This window comes from Pseudarthrobacter sp. As-47 (assembly GCF_058215595.1).
The window spans coordinates 3,759,562-3,780,065 of sequence record NZ_CM177088.1 but is presented as its reverse complement, the minus strand read 5'-3'; the positions used below and the strand labels follow the sequence as shown (position 1 = coordinate 3,780,065).

Genomic DNA, 20,504 nt, shown 5'->3' with positions numbered 1-20,504 from the left:
GTTTCCCGCAGCGTGGGGGTGGGGTCCCGGCGGTGTGCTCAGACCCTAAGGTGCAGCCGGTCCCCGGCCTGGTTGGATGAAGCCTGCGCGGCGTGCCCGCCGGCGCCTCCGCCCGCGCTGGAGACCGGCTTCACCCGCCGGAGCGCGGCGAGGATGGCCCGTCCCACCACGGCGATGCCGATGATGGTTGTGACGGCGCGCAGGGTGTCCCAGCCCGCCGTCGACGTCACCAGCGAGTACAGCAGGAAGCTGCTCAGGTTGGTGCCCAGCGGTGCGCCGGGCACATAGGAGATGCCGGTTCCGGCGCCCACGGCGAACGGCCAGAACCACAGGTTGGTCAGCAGGCCGAACAGGTAGGACGCCACAATGCCGTAGCCGCACAGCATCCACAGTTCCGCCTTGCCGCGGACCCGGCGGGGGAGCAGTCCGGCGCCCGCGCCCACCCACGCGCAGGCGAAGATCTGGAACGGGGTCCACGGCCCGATCCCGCCCCACAGGGCACTTGAAAGGGCGATGGTGGCGGCGCCGAGCAGCATGCCGAACCGGGCACCGAACGCCCGGCCGGCCAGGATCAGCAGGATAAACACAGCCTCCACGCCCCCGACGCCGGTGCTTGCCACCCGCACCGCCGATCCCACCGCTGCCAGGACGCCGAGGAGCGCCACGGTGTGCGCCGAGCGGACCGAGCCGTCCAGGGACACAATGATGGCGACGACGGCGAGCGGCGCGATGGCCAGCGCCGCGTAGGGGAGGGCGGCGGCTGCGTCCTGGGGAAGTGCCGCGGCGAGCAGCGGCCAGCAGAAGGCAGCAAGGGCCAGGAGGTTCGCTGCTGCGAGGACGGCGAGTTCGACGCCGCGCGGCATGCGGAGGCGGCGCTTTCGTTCCGCTGCGGGGGATCCTGGTTCGATGGTCTTCGGTTCCGGTCCGGTTGCTGCGTGCCGGGGGAGCGCGAGGAGCGGTTCGGGTTCTTTGGCCGGTGCCGCTTCGGAGGAGGGCGCGACGCCGTCACGCATCGGCAGGATCCGGGCGCCGAGGCTGTGGGCGAAGTCGTGGTCGTGGGTGGCGACCAGGACCGCCGCGCCGGAGTCCGCCGCGGCTGTCAAAGCCGCCGCGACGGCCGTCCGCGCCGCAGGGTCGAGTCCGCGGGTGGGCTCATCGATCAGGAGGACCTGGGGATCGTCCATGGTCTGCAGCGCGATGGCAAGGATCCGGCGCTCGCCTGCAGAGAGGTCCCGGGGGTGCTCATGTCCGATGGGGACCGTGGCGCTGCCCCGCAGCCGGGCCAGGCGCGACGCCGCAAAGCCGGGCGCGGGCTGTCCGCCGTTCTTTCGGCGCGCAAGGCGACGTTCGGCCGCGCGTAGCTCGCCCGCCACCGTATCCCTGGTGAAGAGGTCGTCCGAGGCGTCCGGCACCAGGGCGACCCGGCCGCCGTCGAGCGTTGCCACCACGCCTCCGCTTTCGCCACCAGCCCGTAGACCGCCGCTGCCCTCACGCAGGGCCAGCGCCACCAGGAGGGACGACTTCCCGGCACCGTTCGGGCCCACCAGCGCCACCACCTCACCGCGGTGCAGGGTCAGGGACGCGTCGCGCACCAGGGTGTTGCCCTTGCGGTGGACGGCGAGGTTAGTCGCCGTCAGCACCGGGGCGTGGCCGGCTGGCTGAGAAGGGAGCTGGCGGCCTTCGACCGACGCCGAGGTGGACGATGCCGGGACCCCTGCTGTTGGGATCAAGGTGCCGCCCTCGACGGTCCACCAGGAGTCGGCTACCGGGACGAGCGCTGACGCCCGGTGCTCCGCCACGATGACGCAGACGCCGGCGTCGCGGGCGAGGGCGTTGAGCACGGCGATGACGTGCCTGCGGGTTGTGGTGTCGAGGTCGGCCAGGGGCTCGTCCACCAGGAGCAGGGCCGGATTTTCCACCGTAGCGGCGGCGATGGCCACGAGTGTTGCCTCGCCCGCGGACAGGGTGCTGACGTTCCGGTCCAGGAGTGCCGCCACGCCGATGCGCTCCGCGACCTCCAGCACCCGGGCCTTGGCGGCCCCGGACGCCACGCCGCGCAGCTCAAGGGCCAGGGAGATTTCGTCCCGGACCTTGGTGGTGGCGAAGGCGGCACGGGGATTCTGCAGGACGACGCCGACGGCTTGGGCAGTATCGCGCGGCGGCGTGGCGGCGCGGTCCAATCCGGAAACGCGCACGGTGCCGGAGATGTCTCCGCCGTCCACGTGGGAGAGGAGCCCGGCGATGCCGCGCAGGATGGTGGACTTGCCGGAGCCGGTGGGCCCGGTGATCACCGTGATGGACCCGGGCCGCGGCGCGAAGTCCGGGACTTCGACCTGCGCGTCGCCGATGCGGAACTGGGCGTCGCGCACCTGAAGCGGGCCGCCGTCGTCGTTCCCGGGACGGTGCCCTGCCCGGCTCCCGAAGCCGCGCAGCTCCAGGGCCGCGGCAACCCTGCCTGCGTGCTCAAGGGTGCGCTCGAGGACGGGCACCAGGGCGCGAGGCCCGAAGCGTTCGCCCCGCAGCCGGAACGCCAGGCGGACGGAGGTGACGGCGTCGGACAGTGCGGGGAGCGCCGCCCAGGCCACCACCAGCATCCGCCCGATGCCCTGCATGGGGCCGCGGCGGGCCAGGTGGACGAAGCCGCGGGCCACGTCCACAAACGCGTTGAGCAGGCCGAAACCGAGGAACATCGCGGCAATCGGCAGGGCGGACAGGACCGCCGCCCACAGCCCGGGTCCGCTGACCGGGCCGAGGAAAACCACGTGGGCGTACGGGGCAGGCAGGCGCATGGCCGGCAGGTCGAGCAGGACCGGCTCGCCGATGCCCGCCCCGTTGAAAAGGATGCGGTAGACGACCCGCGCCACGATGAAGACGACGGCGAGGGCCGCCGCGGCGCGTAATGGCGCGGGCCGGAAGGTCATGCCGCGGGGGCGGCCGGTTCGCCGTCGACCGTGAAGAGCAGTTCCAGGCTCTCGCCCGGGCTCACCTTCAGGGTGGCGAGGCCCTCCTGGGCGTAGGCCCAGTCACCGGCGGCCGGCTTGACCCAGAGTGCCCAGTAGGCGAAGGCGGCGGGCATGCCCTGGCATTCTTCGCGGTACGTGCCCTCCTTGTGCGTGATGTCGAAGTCCGCGGCGGGCACCCCGTTCACCCGGCACACCAGTTCGTTGGGGTACTGCGTGGTGCCCTCGGTCTCCACGTCGGCCTCTTCGAGGATCTCGGCAGCGACCGTGGGCCCGTCCACGGGCACGCACACGGTGGTGTCGGCGGCTTCTTGCTTCAGGGCGCCCGAGTCGACGATGACCTTCACGCCGTCGCAGGGGCCGGAGGCGTCGCTGGAGGAAGCCGCGGCCGAGGGCGACGGTGCGGAGGTGGTTGGCTGGGTGGCGGACGGCGCGGAACAGGCGGCGAGGGAGAACAGGAGACCGGCGGCGGCGAGGGAGCTCGCGGCGGCGGTGCGCATCTTAGTCAAAGTCACCTGTTAAGGGTAGGGCGTTGCCCGGCAGGATCCGGAGGCGGTCGCCTTTGTGACGTTGGGCTTCAGGCAGGGGCAGGCGCGCCACTTGGAGCCAGCGGACGACTGCCGGAGGTTAGGTGGCACAAGTCGCATGCGCGCTCACCAGCGGCGAACGCGCCGCAGCCGCCCTGGTGGGAGAATCCCACGCGCTGGCCACGTCCTTGCCGGCGGCATTCGATGCGCTGCAAACCGGCGCCATCGGCTGGCAGCACGCACGCACCGTGGTGGATGAGACAGCCGGCCTCACTCCCGCAGCAGTCTCCGCCCTGGAGGCCCACTTCTTCGGCCCGGACGCGGGCCGCGGCGCCGCGCCCGGAGAGTTGGTGCCCGCCCGGTTCCGGCGGAAGCTCCGGGCCTGGCGTGAACGCCACCACCCTGAGTCCCTCGAGGAACGCCATGCGAAGAGCGTGGCGGACCGCCGAGTGGAGTTCAGTCCGGACCGGGACGGCATGGCCTGGTTGTCGCTCTATCTTCCCGGCGACACGGCCTTGGCCGTCTGGAACAAGTCGACGGCACTGGCCCGCGGCCTGCAGGGCCCGCGGGAACCCCGCAATCTCAGCCAGTTGCGCACCGACATTGCGGCAGGGCTGCTGCTGGGCAGCGCGAACCAGGACGTTGGAGACGTGCCTTCCCCAAGGCTGACGTCCTGGTGACCGTTCCGGTCCTCTCCTTCCTCGGCATTACCGACGAACCGGCCGAGATCGACGGGCTGGGGCCGGTCCCGCCGGTACTACCCAGCCGAGCACCCGGACCGGGAACCTCCGCTCATCCCGCCCGACTGCCTGCCTGTTGTTAGCCCCCTGGAACAGGTGCTGCTGACGCGGCTCGCTGCCTGACGCTCTTCGCCAGCCTAAGCAGCGCTGCCTGGCACCCCGCGCTGTCTCCGCCGTGTCCGCTGGAGCAGGTCCTACAGACGGAGCTCCATAAAGACGCTGTTGGGGTCCAGGACGTAGCCGGCGAACGGCGGGCACTCCGTGAAGCCGTTGCGGGCGTACAGCCGGCGCGCGGGGGCGAAGTAGTCCTCGGTGCCAGTCTCAAGGTAGACGCGCTCAAGGTTCCGGGCGCGGGCGTCGTCGAGGATATGGCGGAGCATCAGGGTGGCCACGCCGCGTCCCCGGGCGCTTGCCGCAGTGCGCATCGACTTGATCTCGCCGTGCACCGGTGATCCGGGACTAGCTTCAAGAAGTTTGAGTGCGCCGCACCCCAGCAGCCCGCCGTCCTCACGGGCCGTCCAAAACGTGATCGACGGCGCGGAGAGGGCGGAGTGGTCCAGGGCGTGGACGCTTTCGGCCGGGGAGGTGGCGAACATGTCCGCCAGGTGTTCGCTGAGGAGCTGATGGACGTCGCCGCGCGAGGGGTCGTCCCGGTCAATGGAAATCACCGAGCCAAATTTACCGGCTGACGCGGCGGACTTCATGACGCCACTATCCGAGGCCGGTTCGCCGCAGGAACCTTTTCGCGTCGTATCCCAAGGGGGCTCTGGCAGGACCAGCCTTAGCAGGGACTCCCGCGGGCCGTTCCGCCGTGGTCTGCTCGAAAGGACGACGAAGTCCACCAGGATACGTAACCGACGATCACGAGGATGAAGACGATGAGCACGGACTGCAACGCACAGGACCCTACGACCCAAGGAATCCAGGCCGGCGTGTCACGCCGCAACATCATCAAGCTGACAGGTGCAGGCGCGGCGGCCATCGGGCTCTCCAGCGCGGCAGGGCTGGCAGGAGCCGGGCCGGCTTTCGCTGCCCCCGCCTCCCGGAAGGACCTGGAACCGGGCGACACTTCCAACGGTGCCGACAACTTCTACACCAGTGACCAGGTCACGGTGAAGAAGATCTCGTTCAAGAACAAGTACGAGATGAAGGTGGTGGGCAACCTCTTTGTCCCCAACAACCTGGACCGGGGGACCGCCCACCCAGCACTGGTGGTGGGCCACCCCATGGGCGCGGTGAAGGAACAGAGCGCCAACCTCTACGCCACCAAGATGGCGGAACAGGGCTACGTGACGCTCTCCTTCGACCTCTCGTTCTGGGGTGAGAGCGCCGGCAAGCCCGGAAACTCCGTCTCGCCTGACATCTACGCCGAGGACTTCAGTGCTGCCGTCGACTACCTGCGGGCGCAGGCTTTCGTTGACAAGGAACGCGTCGGGGCGATCGGGATCTGCGGCAGCGGCAGCTTCGTGATCAGCGCGGCAAAGATCGATCCCCGGATCAAGGCGATCGCCACGGTGAGCATGTACGACATGGGCGCCGCCAACCGCGACGGGCTGAACAAATCGGTAACCCTGGAACAGCGCAAGGCGTTCATCGCGCAGGCTGCTGCCCAGCGTGACGTCGAGTTCGCCGGCGGCGCGATTGAGTACACCGGCGGCACACCGGATGAGCTCACGGCCGGCTCAACTGCCGTGGACCGCGAGTTCTACGACTTCTACCGGACCGCGCGTGGCTACCACCCGAACACCACCACGCACCCGGCCCTGGCCACCAACACCAAGTTCATGAACTTCCACCCGTTCAACGACCTGGACCTGATTGCCCCGCGGCCGCTGCTGTTCATCGCCGGTGACCAGGCGCACTCGAGGGAGTTCAGCGAAGAGGCCTACCGGCTCGGAACCGGCCCCAAGGAACTCTTCTGGGTTCCCGGAGCCGGCCACGTGGACCTTTACGACCGCACCGGCCTGATCCCCTTCGACAAGCTCACGGACTTCTTCCGTGCACAGCTCTAGGAAAGGCAGGGGCCTTCCGGAGGGAGGCCCTGGAAGGGACTCCCTCCTGCCCGGGGGTTGGCCTAGCGTGGAAAGCATGGACAACCGAGCTGAAGTACGCGAATTCCTCGTTTCGCGGCGTGCCCAGGTTTCGCCCCAGCAGGCTGGTTTGCCTGCCGGGGCGAACCGGCGCGTGAAGGGTTTACGGCGAAGCGAAGTAGCAATCCTTGCCGGTTTGAGCGTTGAGTACTACACGCGCCTGGAGCGCGGGGCCATCAGCGGCGCCTCTGGCCAGGTGCTGGAGAGCATCGCCAGGGCTTTGCGCCTGGACGACGCCGAGCGGGCGCACCTGTTTGACCTTGCGCAAGCTGCGGGCCCGGCCGCGCGGCCGCCGCGGCGCCGGACGTCCAAGTCCTACGTGCCGCATCAGAGCCTGCAGTGGGCGCTTGATGCGATCACGGCCGGTCCCGCGTTCGTCCGCAACGGCCGGATGGATTTGCTGGCGGTCAATCCCTTGGCCCGGGCGTTTTACAAGGACTGCTACGACATGCCCGGCCAGTCACCGAACATCGCCCGGTTCACGTTCCTGGACGAACGTGCCCAGCAGTTCTACCCGGACTGGGATGCCTTCGCCGAGGTGACCGTTTCCATCCTGCGGACGGAGGCTGGCCGGGACCCCCATAACAAGGAACTCCACGACCTCATTGGCGAGCTCGGAACCCGCAGCGACGAGTTCCGCCGACGCTGGGGTGCACACAATGTCCGCCATCACGGCACCGGGTTCAAGACCTTCAACCACCCCATCGTGGGCGAGATGACCCTGGCTTTCGAGGGGTTGGAGATGGCCGCCGAGCCGGGACTGACGCTCACGATCTACACAGCAGAGCCCGGGTCGCCGTCGGCTGAGCGCATGCAGCTGCTCGCCTCATGGGCGGCCAGCGAGTATGGACATTCCGTCCGGGCTGCATCCGAAAAGACCCGGACGGACGGCTGAAGGGCGCCGGCCACCAGGAACGAAAGAACGGCTGACGGCGGGCCTCACCGCCGGGGTCGCGTAGGGGTCCCTCCCAGTGCCCCTCACAACAGGGGCTCCTGCACTTCTCTGCCAGCTGCTTTGCTGGAAGGGACCAAATTTTCGTGAGTGGAACGGACCATCTGCAATGCACCTGAAGACATTGGCCCTGGCTGCGATCATCGCGCTCGTATTACCCCTGGCCGGGTGCAAGACTTCGCCAAACGGACCGGCCCCCATCACTGAGCTGCCGACCTCCCCGCAGGAAGCATCCTCGACGGCGGCCGGGTCGTCCCCGCCGTCGCAAGGATTGTCCGCCGCAACAGCAGCAGAAACCACTCCGATCACCATCGACATCGACGGCGGGACCGTGACAGGTGCCCTTTCCAGCAACGCAACTGCACGCTCCCTGATCCAGCAGCTTCCCTTGACGCTCTCCTTCAGGGACTACGGCGGCCAGGAAAAGATCGCCGACCTGCCGGAGGCGCTTTCGCTCGACGGTGTGCCTGCCGGCGACAGCGCAGAACCACTGACCATCGGCTACTACGCGCCCGACCAGGCCCTCGTCCTCTATTACGAGAGCGTCGGATACTCCCGCGGAATTGTGCGGATCGGATCGTTCGATGACCTCGCGGCGATCCGGGACCAAACAAGCGGTTTTACCGCCAGGCTGGCTCCCGCTGACTGAGCGGGATGACACGGCTGCTCCGAACATTCTCCACAAAAGAACGGAACCGTTTTGACCCGAGCAACCCTTGAGGATGGCGCCCGCGAGGCGCCCATCGATGCCCTGCCCTCCGAAAACACCAGCATCACTGACGAAACAAAGAATTCGGGCCCGGCAAGCGATCCTTCCGTGCCGGCCGGGCGCTTTCCTTGGGCGGCCCTGCTGGTCATGGCCTTGATGGGATTCCTCCTGATTTCCACCGAGACCATGCCCGCCGGCCTGCTGCCGCAGATCGCCTCGGGTCTGGACATCACCGAGGGGACCGCGGGACAGTTTGTCAGCGCCTACGCCCTGGGAACAGTCCTTGCGGCCATGCCCGCCGTCGCGTTGACACGGGGCCTGCGCCGGAAGCCTGTTTTCCTCGTCGGGATCCTCGGCTTCCTGGCCGCGAACCTCATCACGGCATTCTCCACGGACATCGTCCTCTCCCTGGGAGCGCGGCTCCTGGCCGGTGCATTCTCCGGCCTGCTGTGGGGGATGACTGCCGGCTACGCCCGGCGTATCACGGCGCCGCACCATGCCGGCCGCGCCTTGTCCGTTGCGTCGGTTGGAACCCCCGTGGGCCTGGCAGTGGGAACGCCCTTCGGCTCCTGGCTCGGCGCGGCCTTCGACTGGCGCTGGTCCTTCGGCGTACTTTCGCTTCTCACGGTTGCCACCTTGCTGCTGGCGTTCTTCATGGTCCCGGACGCGCCCGGCCAACGGGCCGGGACACGGGTACCCCTCGCGCGGGTCCTGGCCATCCCGGGCGTGGCGGTTGTCCTCGGCGTCATCGTCAGCTGGATGCTTGGGCACAACATGATGTACACCTACATTGGCTCCTACCTCCGCGCGGCAAGCCTGGATCTCCCGGTCGACGTCGCGCTCGTGGTGTTCGGTGCGGCCGCCATTGTGGGGATCGCCATCACCGGTGCCATGATTGACAAGGGCCTTCGACGTTTGGTCCTGCTCAGCCTGGGGAGCTTCATGGTGGCCGGTGTGATCTTCATTGTTGGCCACGCATCCGTGGTGGCAGTCCTGGCAGCGATCGTCCTCTGGGGGATCGCCTTCGGCGGCGCAGCAGCACAGCTGCAGACGGCCATCAGCGCTGCAAGCGGGGACAATGCCGACGTCGCCAACTCGATGCTCGGCGTCGCGTTCAACCTTGCGATCTTCGCCGCGGGTGTGGCCGGCGCGGTGGTGATCAGCACCTTCGACGGGATGGTCCTGCCGGCCGCGCTGGTGGGACTTGCCGCCGTCGCGCTCGCCGTCGCTGTTGCCGGACGCCGCACGGCATTTCCCCGGTAGCCAGCAAGGCGGCGCCAGCCAACAGCACACTGCAACGAACAAGGAGAGACCCATGAACGCCATCCCCCTCCGCCGGCCCACCCTGTTGGCCGCCGCCCTCGGAGCCGGCCTGCTGCTCTCGTCCTGCACCACCACGCCGCCGGCGGCATCCCCAACGCCGGTTTCTCCCGCGGCGACGCCGGAAGTTCCGTCTCCGTCCCCCTCCCCAACAGGGACAGCGGCGAGGGCGGGAAATGCCACCCCGACAGGCACGCCCCGGGCCGTGGCCACCGGGCTGGAGGCTCCCTGGTCCGTGGTGTTCCGCAACGGCATCCCGCTGGTCAGTGAGCGGGACAGCGGGCGCATCCTCGAGCTCGGCCCTGACGGCACCACGCGCACCGTTGGAGACATTCCCGGCGTGGCGGCTGTGGGGGAAGGCGGGCTGCTGGGCCTGGCCGTGGACAGCCAGGGCCGCCTGTACGTGTACTCCACCGGGACGGACGGAAACAGGCTGCAGCGCTTCGGCGTCACCGGCGAACCGGGATCCCTGGCGCTGGGGCAGCCCGAAACGCTCCTCGAGGGGATTGCCTCCGCGAGCTATCACGACGGCGGCCGGATCGCCTTTGGGCCCGACGGCATGCTCTATGTGGCGATCGGAGACGCGGGCCGGCGCGACAGTTCCCAGGACCTGGATTCCCTGAATGGGAAGATCCTGAGGATGACCCCCGACGGCGGCGTCCCGGGCGACAATCCCTTCCCGGACTCGCTCGTCTACAGTTACGGACACCGCAACCCGCAGGGCCTGGCCTGGGCGGAGGATGGCACCATGTTCGCCACCGAGTTCGGGCAGAACACGTGGGACGAGCTGAACATCATCATCGCGGGAGCGAACTACGGCTGGCCGGCCGTAGAAGGGATAGCCACCACAGGGGACTTCACCGACCCCGTTCAGCAATGGGAGCCCACCGAGGCCAGCCCCAGCGGCATGGCGCACATTGACGGGACCCTGTTCATCGCCAACCTGCGCGGACAGGTGCTCCGGGCGGTTCCCGTGGCCGACCCGTCCACGTCGACCACGTACTACGACGGCGAATTCGGCCGCCTCCGCGATGTCACTGAGGCTCCGGACGGGAAGCTCTGGTTCGTCATCAACAACACCGACGGCCGGGGCAGGCCCGGGCCCGATGACGACCGCATCCTCAGCGTGGACCTGGCCCTGCAGTAATTCGGGTGCCCGTGCGCCCCACCGCCAACCGCAACCCTGTCGATGTCCCGCCCGATTCACCCGCTGGCAACCCGCCGGCCCCGAAGCGTTCTCCCGCAACCAGCAGTCTTTTCACGCCCCCTTTTGCCCGGCACCCAAACAGCCGGGCGGACATTCCAGCTGTACGTAGGAGTACTCCGTGTTCGTGAAAAGCACCCTCGCCGCCGTCGCTGTCCTCGCCTCCCTGGCGGGAACAGCGGCAGCCCCGGCCCAAGCTGAGGCAGCCAAGCCGGCTCCCGTCGTCGTCGGCCAGCCCCTCGCCCAGGCCCATGCGCACAACGACTACGAGCATGGGCGTCCCCTGTTTGACGCGCTCGAGCACGGCTTCACCAGCGTCGAAGCGGACGTGTGGCTGGTGGACGGCGAACTGCTGGTGGCCCATGACCTGGAGGACGTCCAGCCCGGCGTCACGCTCGAAAGCCTCTACCTTGATCCGCTCCAGGACCTGGTACGGAGCCAGCCCGGCCACGGCGTTTACCCGCACTGGGACGGCAGCCTGCAGCTGCTGATCGACATCAAGAGCGAAGGCGAAGCCACCTACGCCGCCATCGAGCAGGAACTGGCCGAGCACCGCGACATCATGAGCCGCTACATCAACGGCACCATCAAGACCGGCCCCGTCACCGCCGTGATCAGCGGAAACCGCCCGCTCGCCACCATGCAGGCGCAGGAGAAGCGGTTCAGCTTCTACGACGGCCGCTCAGCCGACCTCACCTCCGGCAAACCCGCCGCCCTCATGCCGCTGGTCAGCGACAACTGGACCAAACTCTTCGCCTGGCAGGGCGTCGGCCCCATGCCGGAAGCCGAGCGCGCCAAGCTGCACGCGTACGTGGCCGAGGCCCACGCCAGCGGCTACCGCGTCCGCTTCTGGGCCACCCCGGACCAGCCCGGCGCAGCCCGCGACGCCATCTGGACCGAGCTCGCCGGGGCCGGCGTGGACCACATCAACACCGACGACCTCGCCGCGCTGCAGCAGTTCCTCACCGTCCGCGCCGCCTAGGCCCTTCCAGCAGAATCAGGAACACACCCATGCCTTCAAAGACTTTGAAAACGACGACGGCGGGAGCCGTCCTGGCGCTCGGCCTCCTTGCGTCCCAGCCCGCCCACGCGGTCAGCAACTCCTCCAACAGCGAGGCGTTCACCTTCGGCGTCATCGGCGACATCCCTTACGGCGACGCCGAAGTTGCCAAGTTCCCCGCCCGCATCCAGGACATCAACGCCGATCAGGACCTGGAGTTCGTCACGCATGTTGGCGACATCAAGAACGGCTCCTCCGTCTGCTCGGACGAGTACTTCGCCAACATCCGCACCCAGTTCGACACGTTCGAGCATCCGCTGGTCTTCACCCCGGGCGACAACGAATGGGTGGACTGCCACCGCACCAACAACGGCGCCTACAACCCGCTGGAACGGCTGGACAAGCTACGGGAGGTCTTCTTCAATGAACCCGGCAAGACCCTCGGCGCCACCATGCCGGTGAAGACCCAGGAGGACGTTGGGCTTCCGGAAAACGTCCGGTTCACCGAGAACCGGGTGGCCTTCTCCGTGCTGAACATCCAGGGCAGCAACAACTCCCTGCAGCCGTGGACGGGCCTCGGCGAAACCACGGCCACGCCGGAACAGCTTGCTGAGGTGGAGGCCCGGACGGATGCCGCGCTGGAGCAGATACGCGGCACGTTCGCTGATGCCGAGCGCCGCAACGACCGTGCCGTGGTGCTCATGACGCAGGCCGACATGTTCGATCCGTCGCTGCTCGCCGCAGCCACCGCCAACCCGGAGATCATGTCCGGGTTCCGGGAGATCGTGGCTTCCATCGTCGAGGAGACCAACAGCTTCGATGCGCCGGTGTACCTGATCAACGGCGACAGCCATGTCTTCGCCGAGAACCAGCCACTCGCCGCCGGCTCACCTTGGCTGGAGACCTACGGGCAGCCCGCCGCGGACAACCTGCAGCGCGTCACCGTGGACGGATCCGCCAACGCCACGAACTATGTGCGCTTCTCCGTCGCCGGCAACAGCGCCGACGGCGGCCCTGTCCTGAGCTGGGAGAAGGTCCCCTTCAGGTCCTAGGCACCAAACGTAAGCGGACGACGGCGGGCGCCTCCCGCGGTCGTCCGCCGGGGAATTGCGGGGGTCTGGACACCGGTGGCAGCCGGACTTATCGTGCAGGAGTGGCGGCTGCCTGACTGGCAGGATGGCAAGCTCTGCCGGTCCGCTGTTGCGGCCGTTTGTCATGAGGAGGAAGCAGATGGAACGCGTTGAAGAGACCGTTGAAGTCGATGTCCCGGTGCGGACCGCGTACAACCAGTGGACCCAGTTCGAGTCCTTTCCACAGTTCATGTCCGGTGTGGAATCCGTAACCCAGCTGACGGACACCACCAACCACTGGGTCACCAACGTGGGCGGCGTCCACCGGGAATTCGACACCGAAATCGTCGACCAGGAGCCTGACGACCGGATCGCCTGGCGCAGCATCGACGGCAAGTCCCATGCCGGCATCATCAGGTTCACCCCGCTGGATGCCAACCATACGAAGGTCAAAGTCCACTTCGAATGGGCGCCGGAAACCGCTACGGAAAAGGCAGGCGCGGCGCTGAAGATCGACGAGATGCAGGTCAGGGCCGACATGCGGAAGTTCAAGGACTTCATCGAATCCCGAGGCACCGAAACCGGCGGCTGGCGCGGTGAAGTCAAGGACAGCGGCCCCGCCGGGCAGCTCTGACAAACAGAAGGCGCCAGGCTCTGGCCATACTGGCAGTCTTCGCCTACACCTTCACGGTCACGTGGGTGATTGCAAAGGTCCCTGACCTGACCATGGGCATCCGGGTTGCGGGGCCGGTGGAGGCGAAGGGACTCGACATCAGGCTCCACGCCGAGAACGCCTATGAAAATGGTGAAGACAAGGCGCATGCCGCGCGCGGCCACGCCGAACAGCTGCACCATCTGGTGGGCCAGGCAGCGGTTAGCGAGAAGCCAAAACCAACCACCCGCTAAAGGTTGTTGGGGGACCGGCGCATCAGCCCGCTGTCAGATCAACGGGGTGCCCGGCTTTCTCAGCCGGCCGGTAACCCCTCATCAGGTCCGGAGCAGTGTCTTGAAAAGCTTTAGTTTTTTGAGACACATGAGGGATGAGAGGTTGGCTCTCGAACGAAGCCGGTGTCGGAGGATCCGACGAGCAGTGTTTGCGGCCGAAGTCTATTGTTCAGCTCGGGCGGTTCAGGACTAGGCGCCAAATTCGGTGGGTTTCGGTGTGGAGCAGCCGCCGTTCCCCGATCTTTGGCCGGTGGATCCATAGAACACCGAGCTCGGGAGCTGTTATTTCAACATATGCCGGATCCGGGCAGTGGAAATCGTCGGAGATAGCGACTGCGTCGCCCGGCTGTAGGGATGACCAGTCGGTGACTTCCTGATGGGTTCGGTGATGGGATTTTGACATGTTTATCCTTTACAGAGGCAGATGTGAATGGATAACCCGCCCCTGACCGGTGGTGGCCAGACGCGGGCTATCCAGAGGGGAAAAATCAGCCGTTGATTACTTGGGGGACGCCGAGGGCTTTGAGTCCTTCGACGCCGAATTCGAGGCCGTAGCCGGATTGTTTTGCGCCGCCGAAGGGGATGCGTGGGTCGACGGCGCCGTGTTTGTTGATCCAGACGGTACCTGCTTGAATGCGTGCTGCGACCTTGCGGGCTGCGGCAAGGTCTGAGGACCAGACGGAGGCGCCGAGGCCGACGTCGAGGGCGTTGGCCTTTTCCACGACCTCGTCGATGGTGCTGTAGCGGATGATCGGCAAAGCAGGGCCGAACTGTTCTTCGGCGACGAGTGGGTTGTCGTTGTCGATGTCCGCCACCAGGGTGGTGGGGTAGAAGTAGCCGGGCTGGTCAGTGTCCGGGTTCCCGCCGACGAGCACGCGGGCACCGGACTCCTTCGCCGTTTCTACGAGGTTCGCGACGATGTCGTACTGTGCTTTATTCTGCAGCGGTCCGAGGACGTTGTTCTCGTCCAGGCCATTGCCCATGGGCATGGCCTTGGCCACGGTCGTCAGTTCTTCACACACGGCGTCGTAGATGTCGTCGTGGACGTAGAGGCGTTTCAGGGCGGCGCAGGTTTGGCCGGTGTTGATGAAGGCGCCCCAGAAGAGGCCTTCGGCGATGGCTTTGGGGTCGGCGTCGGGCAGGACGATGCCGGCGTCGTTACCGCCGAGCTCCAGGGTGAGCCGCTTGATGGTGTCCGCGGAGGATTTGATGATCGCCTTGCCCGTTGCGGTGGAGCCGGTGAACATGATCTTCCCGATGGAAGGGTGTGAGGCGAGGGCTTCGCCTACATCGCGTCCGCCGGAGACCACGGTGAGGAGCCCTTCGGGCAGGGCGTCGTTGATGGTTTCAACGAGGGCAATCACGCTCAGCGGGGTGTATTCGGACGGTTTAACCACCACAGCGTTGCCCATCCGCAGGGCGGGGGCGACCTGCCACACGGTGATCATCATGGGCCAGTTCCAAGGACCGATGGCGCCGACAACACCGATGGGCCGGTAGTGCAGTTCGGCGCGGGTCTCGCCGTCATCGACGAGGGTTTCGGTCTTCAGCGGTGTGCCGGCCGCGGCGCGCAGCCAGGCCGCGCAGGCGCCCACTTCGAAGCGGGCGTTCGGGCCGTTCAACGGTTTGCCCTGCTCGCGGGAAAGCAATTGGGCGAGTTCCTCTGCGTGGGCCTCGATGGCGTCGGCTGCTTTCAGGAGTGCTGCGGACCTGGCCTCGTGCCCAAGCGCTGCCCATGCCGGCTGGGCGGCCAGGGCATTGTCGACGGCGTGTTGAAGGTCCGTGACGGTGTGGACGGGTGCTTCGCCGACGGGTTCGCCTGTGGCGGGGTTGAAGATGGTCCGGGTGGAGACGGCGTCCTGGGTCAGGACAGGTGTGGTGTTCATGAGATCCCTCTTATCTGGGTATTCAGTTGCTTGGAGCTGGCGGGACGAATCGTGCTGTAGTCCCAGCGGGTTCGGCCGTGACGGCGGTGTCGGTGAACTCGATGGTGTGTTCGCTTCGGTTGCGGCGCTCCAGGACCATGCCGGCAATGAAGGCGCCCGGGACCATCACGAGCAGCCAGTTGGCTGTGACGGCGTCACCGCCGATGAGGGTGGTGAAGTTGCTGACCACCGACCAGAGCACCGCGGTCATCAGGATTACGGCCAGGATTGGGGCGAGCAGTGTCTGCCAGATCCCCTGCCCGCCGTGGCGGCGGAAGAAGACGACGACGGCCACCGACGCCAGGACATAGAGGACCAGCAACGCAACCACTGCGACGCCGGCGAACCAGGCGAAAAGGGTCAGGACCGGGTCCAGCCCCAGGATCGCGAACGGCATTGTCATCACCACGGCCATCGCGGTCTGAACGTACGCGGCGGCGTAGGGTGCGCCGTGGGAGTTGGTCCGGGCCAGGCGGGCTGGGACGGAGCCGCGTTGGGCCAGGGAGTGGAGGTAGCGGTTGATGGCGTTGTGGAAGGCGATAATGCCCGCCAGGACCGAGGTGATGAGGAAGGCACCGCCGACCGGGCCGGCCCAGGCACCGAGTTTGTCGACGGCTGCTGTGAAGAAGAACGAGGTGGCGTCACCGGATTCGACCGCTGCGCCGGCGGCTCCCTGTACGGCTGTCGGGCCGTAGTAGGAGACGAGCATCCAGGTGATGAAGGCGAAGAAGATCGCAATGACACTGACCGAGAGGTAGGTGGCCCGGGCAACGGTGCGCCGTGGATCTTTCGCCTCGTCGGAGTAGATCGCGGTCGATTCGAAGCCGAACATGGACGCTACGGCGAACATGATGGCCACCCCCGGTGCCCCGGCTGCGATCGCGGCCGGTGAGAAGCTGGCGGAAAAGCTGATTCCTTCGGGTCCTCCTCCTGAGGCCAGCACGCTGATGCCGAAGGCGAGCAGGATGGCAACCTCGGCACCCACGAGGAAGGCCAGGAACTTGGCCCCGAGTTCAACATTCCTTGAACCCAGGAGCTGGACGGCGCCCATGGTGACCAGCACCAGCAGCCACCACGGGATGGTCACTCCGGTGTACGTCGCGATGAGGGCGCTGAGACTTGCGCCGTAGAGCCCGTACATGCAGGCCCGGACGGTGCCGTAGGCCAGCAGCGCCAGCCAGGCGGCGCCGGCACCTGTATGCCGGCCCAAACCTGCCCCGACGTAAGCGTAGAAGGCGCCGTTGGCGCGGAGCCTGCGGCTCATGGCGATGAATCCGACGGCGAAGATGATGATGACGCCGTGAGGTAGGCCCCGGGAGCCCCGGCCCCGTTGCCGAGGAACACCGTGAGGCCGGATGCCCCCGCGATTCCGGTCAGTGGTGCCTGGGCGGAGAGGACGAAGAACAGGATGCCGAGGACCCCGATGGAGCCCTTTTTCAGGTCAGTGCCCGGCGTCGTTGCCGCGGTTGAACCCGTGGATGTTTCTGTCTTTGACATGGTGGATGTCAACCTTCTTTGAGGATTCTTTGGGGGTGTAGCCGTGCAGGCTTAGGCGCGGCGCTGGGTGATAGCGTGTGCTGCTTCCATTCCGCTTTCAATGGCTCCGTCGATGAAGCCACCCCATCCGTTGGCGTAATCGGAACCTGCGAACAGCAGGGGCCCGTGTGGCTGCTGGAAACTGGGCAGGGATTCGGTGAGGAATCCCGTGCGGTGCATGGGCCAGGTCTGTCCCGGGAGGGGATCGCTGGTCCAGTCGTGGCTGGCGACGTCCAGGACCTCAAGGTCCGGCACAAGGAGGTCGACGGCGGCCTGGACCTGCTGGAGGTCGGTCGCATCGAGGCGGGCGGTGTCGGGGCCGAAGGCCACCAGGATGGTGTTGCCATCCTGGTCGTATTCCGCCTGAGCGTAGTTCAGGGGCCAGTCCGCGGCCCCGAGGGCAACGAAGGGCTTGACCTCGCCCTTAACGGTGATCCAGGCCTTAATGCCTTTGGAGACCTGGCCCTCGGTGATGGCCTGCTGCTCCGGTGCCGGCAGTGCGGGCTGGAAATCGATGGATCCCAGAGCGCCCAGGGGCACGGTGCAGATCACCTGTCCTGCCTCGAAGGTGTCGCCGGTGCTGGTGATAACGGACGCTTTTTCGCCGGCGTACTCGACCGCGGCGACCGTCGTTCCGAGCCGTACGTCAGTGCCCTCGGCGATGCTGTTGATCAGTTTGCCGGTGCCGCCCTGGATCTTGAACGTCGCGCAGGCTTCGAAGTTGACCATCCAGTCGCCGTTGGTCAGCGCCACCCACCGCAGGGCCTGGGTGAAGGCTGCGTGGTCAACGGGGCCGTTGAAGTTCAGTGCCCAGAACGATTCCAGGATGTCGCGGGAGTAAGGCGAGAGTCCGAGTTCGGTGAACTTCTCGGGCAGCGAGACGTTATCAATACTTTTGATGTCCGGGCTGATGAACGGGCTGAACGGCTGCGGGAAGTAGGTTCGGGACTCTTTCATGAGTATCCGGTTCGGTTCATCAATATCGCCCAGCAACTGCTCCGGGGTGCCCTCGTGGCGCTCACCGCCGGCCCACCAGTAGGCCGACTCAGGGACCGGGCTTTGTACGGTACCCAGCCCGTAACGCTTCATCTCGGACCAGACATAGGGCTGGGTCCAGTGCACCCATGTCCCGCCCATCTCCAAGGGACGGCCCAGTTGCTCGTCCAGCCAGGTGCGCCCTCCGATCCTGTCCCGTGCTTCGAGGACAACGACGGAGTGCCCGGCCTGGCGGAGCTCGCGGGCGGCGGTGAGACCAGCGAAGCCAGCACCGATGATGATGACGTCCGCTTGCTCCGCGGTTGGGTTGGTGTTAGTCACGTTCGGCTCTTTTGCTTTCAAAAAGATTCTGGGAATTGATCAGCTGGCGGCTGTTGATCAGGAGTAGACGAAGAACTCGGTGGTGTCTTCAAAGACGGTCCATCGGGTCTGGGTGCCCTTATTGAAGGAAGCCGCGGAGCCGGGACGAAGGTCGAAGCTTTCTCCGCCTTCAACTTCAATGTGGAGGTGGCCCTCAATGATGTGGAGAGTCTCGTCGGCCTCGATCAGAAGATCGAAAGGCTCCGGAGCCTCCTTAGTAGTGACGTGCCAGAAACCGGCAGAGAGCGCAGGCCGGTCCCCGTCGCCCGGGCTGCGGACCCACTGGACCTGGCCGAGGATGAACGGCTCGTACTTCTGCGGATCAAAGGAGTCGTGGACGGTGAAGCCAGTGGTGGTGGGGGAAGTGGACATCATGGTCTCCTCGAGAGAAAGAATAAGGTCTACTGAGCACCTGCTTAGTTGTGTGCTGGATCACATCTAAGCACCTGCTGAGTATTTACGTCAATAGACGCTCTGGGAAAGCTAGAATCAAGCCATGAACGGGGAGAAGCACAAGGGGTACGGCACAGGCCGAGAGGCGCTGCTGGTCGCGACAGTGCACGTCGTGGCGCGCAAGGGCCTGAGAGGCCTGACCTTCCGCGCCGTGGCGGAGCAAGCGGGGGTCAACAACACCCTGGTGGCCCACCACTTCGGCACCCGGGACGCGCTGATCAAGGCAGCTCTCGATTGGTCGGTCCAGCAATCCATCGGACTCTCGCAACTGGAAAAACTCCCCGCGACGGAAGACGAGTTTTGCGAAAGCATCCTCGCGCTGATCGCCGAAAATCCCGACCTGCAAATCTTCCAGTACGAGATGATCCTGGAATCACGGCGCAGACCCGAACTCGCTGAGGCCGTGCAACAGTTGTACGCAAGCTACGTTGCCGCGTTCGCAGAGGGTTTACGTCGAATCGGATTCGGTCAGGAAGAGGGTGCGGCCCAGGCTGCCTTCGCGGCACTGGATGGACTGGTGCTGCAACTCTTGGCAGGCGTCGACCGGCAAGGCGTGGAAAGGTCAATCCGCTACCTCTGGGTGGCATTAGGCGGCCACGTCAGTGCCGGCGCGGTCGGCGCGGCTAACTAGCGGGCTCCGCTGCCGGGGCTGCTTATCCATGTGCGCTACTGGCCACCGCTCCACCGTCGTGGGCGTAAGCCATTCCTCTTGCAGAACTACCTCATGCGCCAGGTAGCGTCGTGAAAACGCCGTCGTTTATCGCCGAAGGTCACATCCCTTGTGCCCCCAAACCCATCCCCTCAGATAGGTTCGCGTAGCATAAAGGCTGGTTCCAACGCCCGTCATGGAATGAGCCAGGACTCTCTTTTGCGGGGCTCGTTCGGAGATTCGGAAGCATCCAAGAGCAGAAAGTTGATGCTTTTTTGTTTTCCCTGGGCTGCTATGGCAAGAAATTCCTGCAAAAGTGGTTTGGTTCGAAAAGGTGGAAAGTGCAGTCGCTGTTTGCGTCAAGGTCTTGCGGCGAGCCGACGGGCCTGCTGCCCCCGGAACTACGGGATTCTCGCCGACTGGATTAAAAAATATAAGTAGGTATGGTACTGGGTATCGCAAAGCACAGAAAGGCGTGATTCCGATGTCCGGAAAATCCCCCAAAAGCGGCGCAGTAAAAAAGGCCGGCAAGACAATTCTCGAAAAGCGTGCCGATAAAAGGGCCAAAAACGAGAACAGCGAACTGAATTTCGCAAAGCCGCGCAAGAACCAGCGCTAACAAGCCCGCGGGCAGCCGGGACCGGAACTCCTAGCCCGCCCGGCTGCCCGCGCTCCACCCGTCTGCAAACCCCCCGTGCTCAGTTCCAAGGACACGCCATGAACTTCTCCTGCAACGCCCTGGTGGTTCCGGCCCGCCTGGCCCACCCGGTGCACCTCAAACCCCTGGACCTGGACGCCACAGCACTTCAGCGAGTGGCTGCCGGAGACATCGGGTACATCGCCGGCCGCGGTTGGCGCGCCTACCTGAACAATGACGGAAGCCGGTCCTTTCCCAACCTGCGGGCGGAAGTCCTCATCCGCGAAGCCGGCGTCGAGCCGGATGACACCATTCACGGAACGGCGCTCTTCCTGGGCTACGTGGACCCGGGCGAAGAGACGGACGCACCCCACCACCTCATCAGCCTCGCCGAGCAACTGTTCGACATGCCGCTGGCCGCGTAAGCGTTG

20 protein-coding genes and 1 pseudogene are annotated in these 20,504 nt (G+C 66.2%); 13 read left to right on the top strand and 8 right to left on the bottom strand.

Annotated features, from left to right (window positions below):
- Positions 1-38: 38 nt before the first annotated feature.
- Both AC4BCK_RS17595 and AC4BCK_RS17590 read right to left on the bottom strand, forming a co-directional pair.
- The gene (locus AC4BCK_RS17595) at positions 39-2,921 is read right to left on the bottom strand and encodes an ATP-binding cassette domain-containing protein (RefSeq protein ID WP_490566271.1); all 2,883 of its coding nucleotides are present in this window, start codon (positions 2,919-2,921) and stop codon (positions 39-41) included.
- Complete coding sequence (locus AC4BCK_RS17590) at positions 2,918-3,475, bottom strand: hypothetical protein (RefSeq protein ID WP_363959779.1); 558 nt, start codon at positions 3,473-3,475, stop codon at positions 2,918-2,920. Before AC4BCK_RS17590 ends, AC4BCK_RS17595 begins: the two co-directional genes overlap by 4 nt.
- A gap of 116 nt (positions 3,476-3,591) precedes the next feature.
- Here AC4BCK_RS17590 and AC4BCK_RS17585 point away from each other — a divergent pair.
- A pseudogene (locus tag AC4BCK_RS17585) lies at positions 3,592-4,280 on the top strand (DUF222 domain-containing protein); the annotation flags it as partial.
- Positions 4,281-4,421: 141 nt separating this feature from the next.
- Here AC4BCK_RS17585 and AC4BCK_RS17580 read toward each other — a convergent pair.
- Positions 4,422-4,895: a GNAT family N-acetyltransferase gene (locus tag AC4BCK_RS17580; RefSeq protein WP_310113293.1), complete on the bottom strand. Its 474-nt coding sequence runs from the start codon at positions 4,893-4,895 to the stop codon at positions 4,422-4,424.
- Between the two features lie 210 nt (positions 4,896-5,105).
- Here AC4BCK_RS17580 and AC4BCK_RS17575 point away from each other — a divergent pair, with 210 nt between their 5' ends.
- The 9 genes from AC4BCK_RS17575 to AC4BCK_RS17535 all read left to right on the top strand — a co-directional run bounded on the left by AC4BCK_RS17575 (position 5,106) and on the right by AC4BCK_RS17535 (position 13,478).
- A complete protein-coding gene (locus AC4BCK_RS17575) occupies positions 5,106-6,239 on the top strand; it encodes an alpha/beta hydrolase (protein WP_490566270.1) in 1,134 nt (377 codons plus the stop codon).
- A gap of 76 nt (positions 6,240-6,315) precedes the next feature.
- On the top strand, positions 6,316-7,212 hold the full coding sequence (locus AC4BCK_RS17570; protein WP_490566269.1) for a helix-turn-helix transcriptional regulator: 897 nt from the start codon (positions 6,316-6,318) through the stop codon (positions 7,210-7,212).
- Between the two features lie 166 nt (positions 7,213-7,378).
- Positions 7,379-7,918, top strand: coding sequence for a cyclophilin-like fold protein (locus AC4BCK_RS17565; protein ID WP_490566268.1), 540 nt, complete (start codon positions 7,379-7,381; stop codon positions 7,916-7,918).
- Positions 7,919-7,969: 51 nt separating this feature from the next.
- Positions 7,970-9,241, top strand: coding sequence for an MFS transporter (locus AC4BCK_RS17560; RefSeq protein WP_490566267.1), 1,272 nt, complete (start codon positions 7,970-7,972; stop codon positions 9,239-9,241).
- Positions 9,242-9,293: 52 nt separating this feature from the next.
- Positions 9,294-10,445 carry a PQQ-dependent sugar dehydrogenase gene (locus AC4BCK_RS17555; RefSeq protein WP_490566266.1) on the top strand — a complete coding sequence of 384 codons (1,152 nt, stop codon included), beginning with the start codon at positions 9,294-9,296 and terminating at the stop codon, positions 10,443-10,445.
- 178 nt (positions 10,446-10,623) lie between these two features.
- Positions 10,624-11,484, top strand: coding sequence for a phosphatidylinositol-specific phospholipase C/glycerophosphodiester phosphodiesterase family protein (locus tag AC4BCK_RS17550; RefSeq protein WP_490566265.1), 861 nt, complete (start codon positions 10,624-10,626; stop codon positions 11,482-11,484).
- A gap of 29 nt (positions 11,485-11,513) precedes the next feature.
- Entirely contained in the window at positions 11,514-12,554 is a 1,041-nt protein-coding gene (locus AC4BCK_RS17545; protein WP_490566264.1) for a hypothetical protein, read from the top strand.
- A 178-nt stretch (positions 12,555-12,732) separates the two neighbouring features.
- Positions 12,733-13,206 carry an SRPBCC family protein gene (locus AC4BCK_RS17540; protein WP_251420611.1) on the top strand — a complete coding sequence of 158 codons (474 nt, stop codon included), beginning with the start codon at positions 12,733-12,735 and terminating at the stop codon, positions 13,204-13,206.
- 65 nt (positions 13,207-13,271) lie between these two features.
- A complete protein-coding gene (locus tag AC4BCK_RS17535; RefSeq protein WP_490566263.1) occupies positions 13,272-13,478 on the top strand; it encodes a hypothetical protein in 207 nt (68 codons plus the stop codon).
- Between the two features lie 527 nt (positions 13,479-14,005).
- Here the strand turns inward: AC4BCK_RS17535 and AC4BCK_RS17530 are convergent.
- The 5 genes from AC4BCK_RS17530 to AC4BCK_RS17510 are packed head-to-tail and all read right to left on the bottom strand — an operon-like array spanning position 14,006 to position 18,709.
- Complete coding sequence (locus AC4BCK_RS17530; protein ID WP_490566262.1) at positions 14,006-15,403, bottom strand: aldehyde dehydrogenase family protein; 1,398 nt, start codon at positions 15,401-15,403, stop codon at positions 14,006-14,008.
- A gap of 22 nt (positions 15,404-15,425) precedes the next feature.
- Positions 15,426-16,706: an APC family permease gene (locus AC4BCK_RS17525; protein ID WP_490566261.1), complete on the bottom strand. Its 1,281-nt coding sequence runs from the start codon at positions 16,704-16,706 to the stop codon at positions 15,426-15,428.
- Positions 16,703-16,939 carry a hypothetical protein gene (locus AC4BCK_RS17520; protein WP_309296825.1) on the bottom strand — a complete coding sequence of 79 codons (237 nt, stop codon included), beginning with the start codon at positions 16,937-16,939 and terminating at the stop codon, positions 16,703-16,705. Before AC4BCK_RS17520 ends, AC4BCK_RS17525 begins: the two co-directional genes overlap by 4 nt.
- A gap of 51 nt (positions 16,940-16,990) precedes the next feature.
- Positions 16,991-18,295: a flavin monoamine oxidase family protein gene (locus AC4BCK_RS17515; protein ID WP_490566260.1), complete on the bottom strand. Its 1,305-nt coding sequence runs from the start codon at positions 18,293-18,295 to the stop codon at positions 16,991-16,993.
- Between the two features lie 57 nt (positions 18,296-18,352).
- Positions 18,353-18,709 (bottom strand): cupin domain-containing protein, encoded by a 357-nt coding sequence (locus AC4BCK_RS17510; protein ID WP_490566259.1) that lies wholly within the window; start codon positions 18,707-18,709, stop codon positions 18,353-18,355.
- 121 nt (positions 18,710-18,830) lie between these two features.
- On the opposite strand from AC4BCK_RS17510, the gene AC4BCK_RS17505 reads away from it, so the two are divergent.
- The 3 genes from AC4BCK_RS17505 to AC4BCK_RS17495 all read left to right on the top strand — a co-directional run bounded on the left by AC4BCK_RS17505 (position 18,831) and on the right by AC4BCK_RS17495 (position 20,498).
- Entirely contained in the window at positions 18,831-19,418 is a 588-nt protein-coding gene (locus AC4BCK_RS17505) for a TetR/AcrR family transcriptional regulator (RefSeq protein ID WP_490566258.1), read from the top strand.
- 502 nt (positions 19,419-19,920) lie between these two features.
- Complete coding sequence (locus AC4BCK_RS17500; protein ID WP_268238380.1) at positions 19,921-20,055, top strand: hypothetical protein; 135 nt, start codon at positions 19,921-19,923, stop codon at positions 20,053-20,055.
- A gap of 98 nt (positions 20,056-20,153) precedes the next feature.
- A complete protein-coding gene (locus AC4BCK_RS17495) occupies positions 20,154-20,498 on the top strand; it encodes a hypothetical protein (protein WP_174174911.1) in 345 nt (114 codons plus the stop codon).
- The last annotated feature ends 6 nt before the right edge of the window (positions 20,499-20,504 follow it).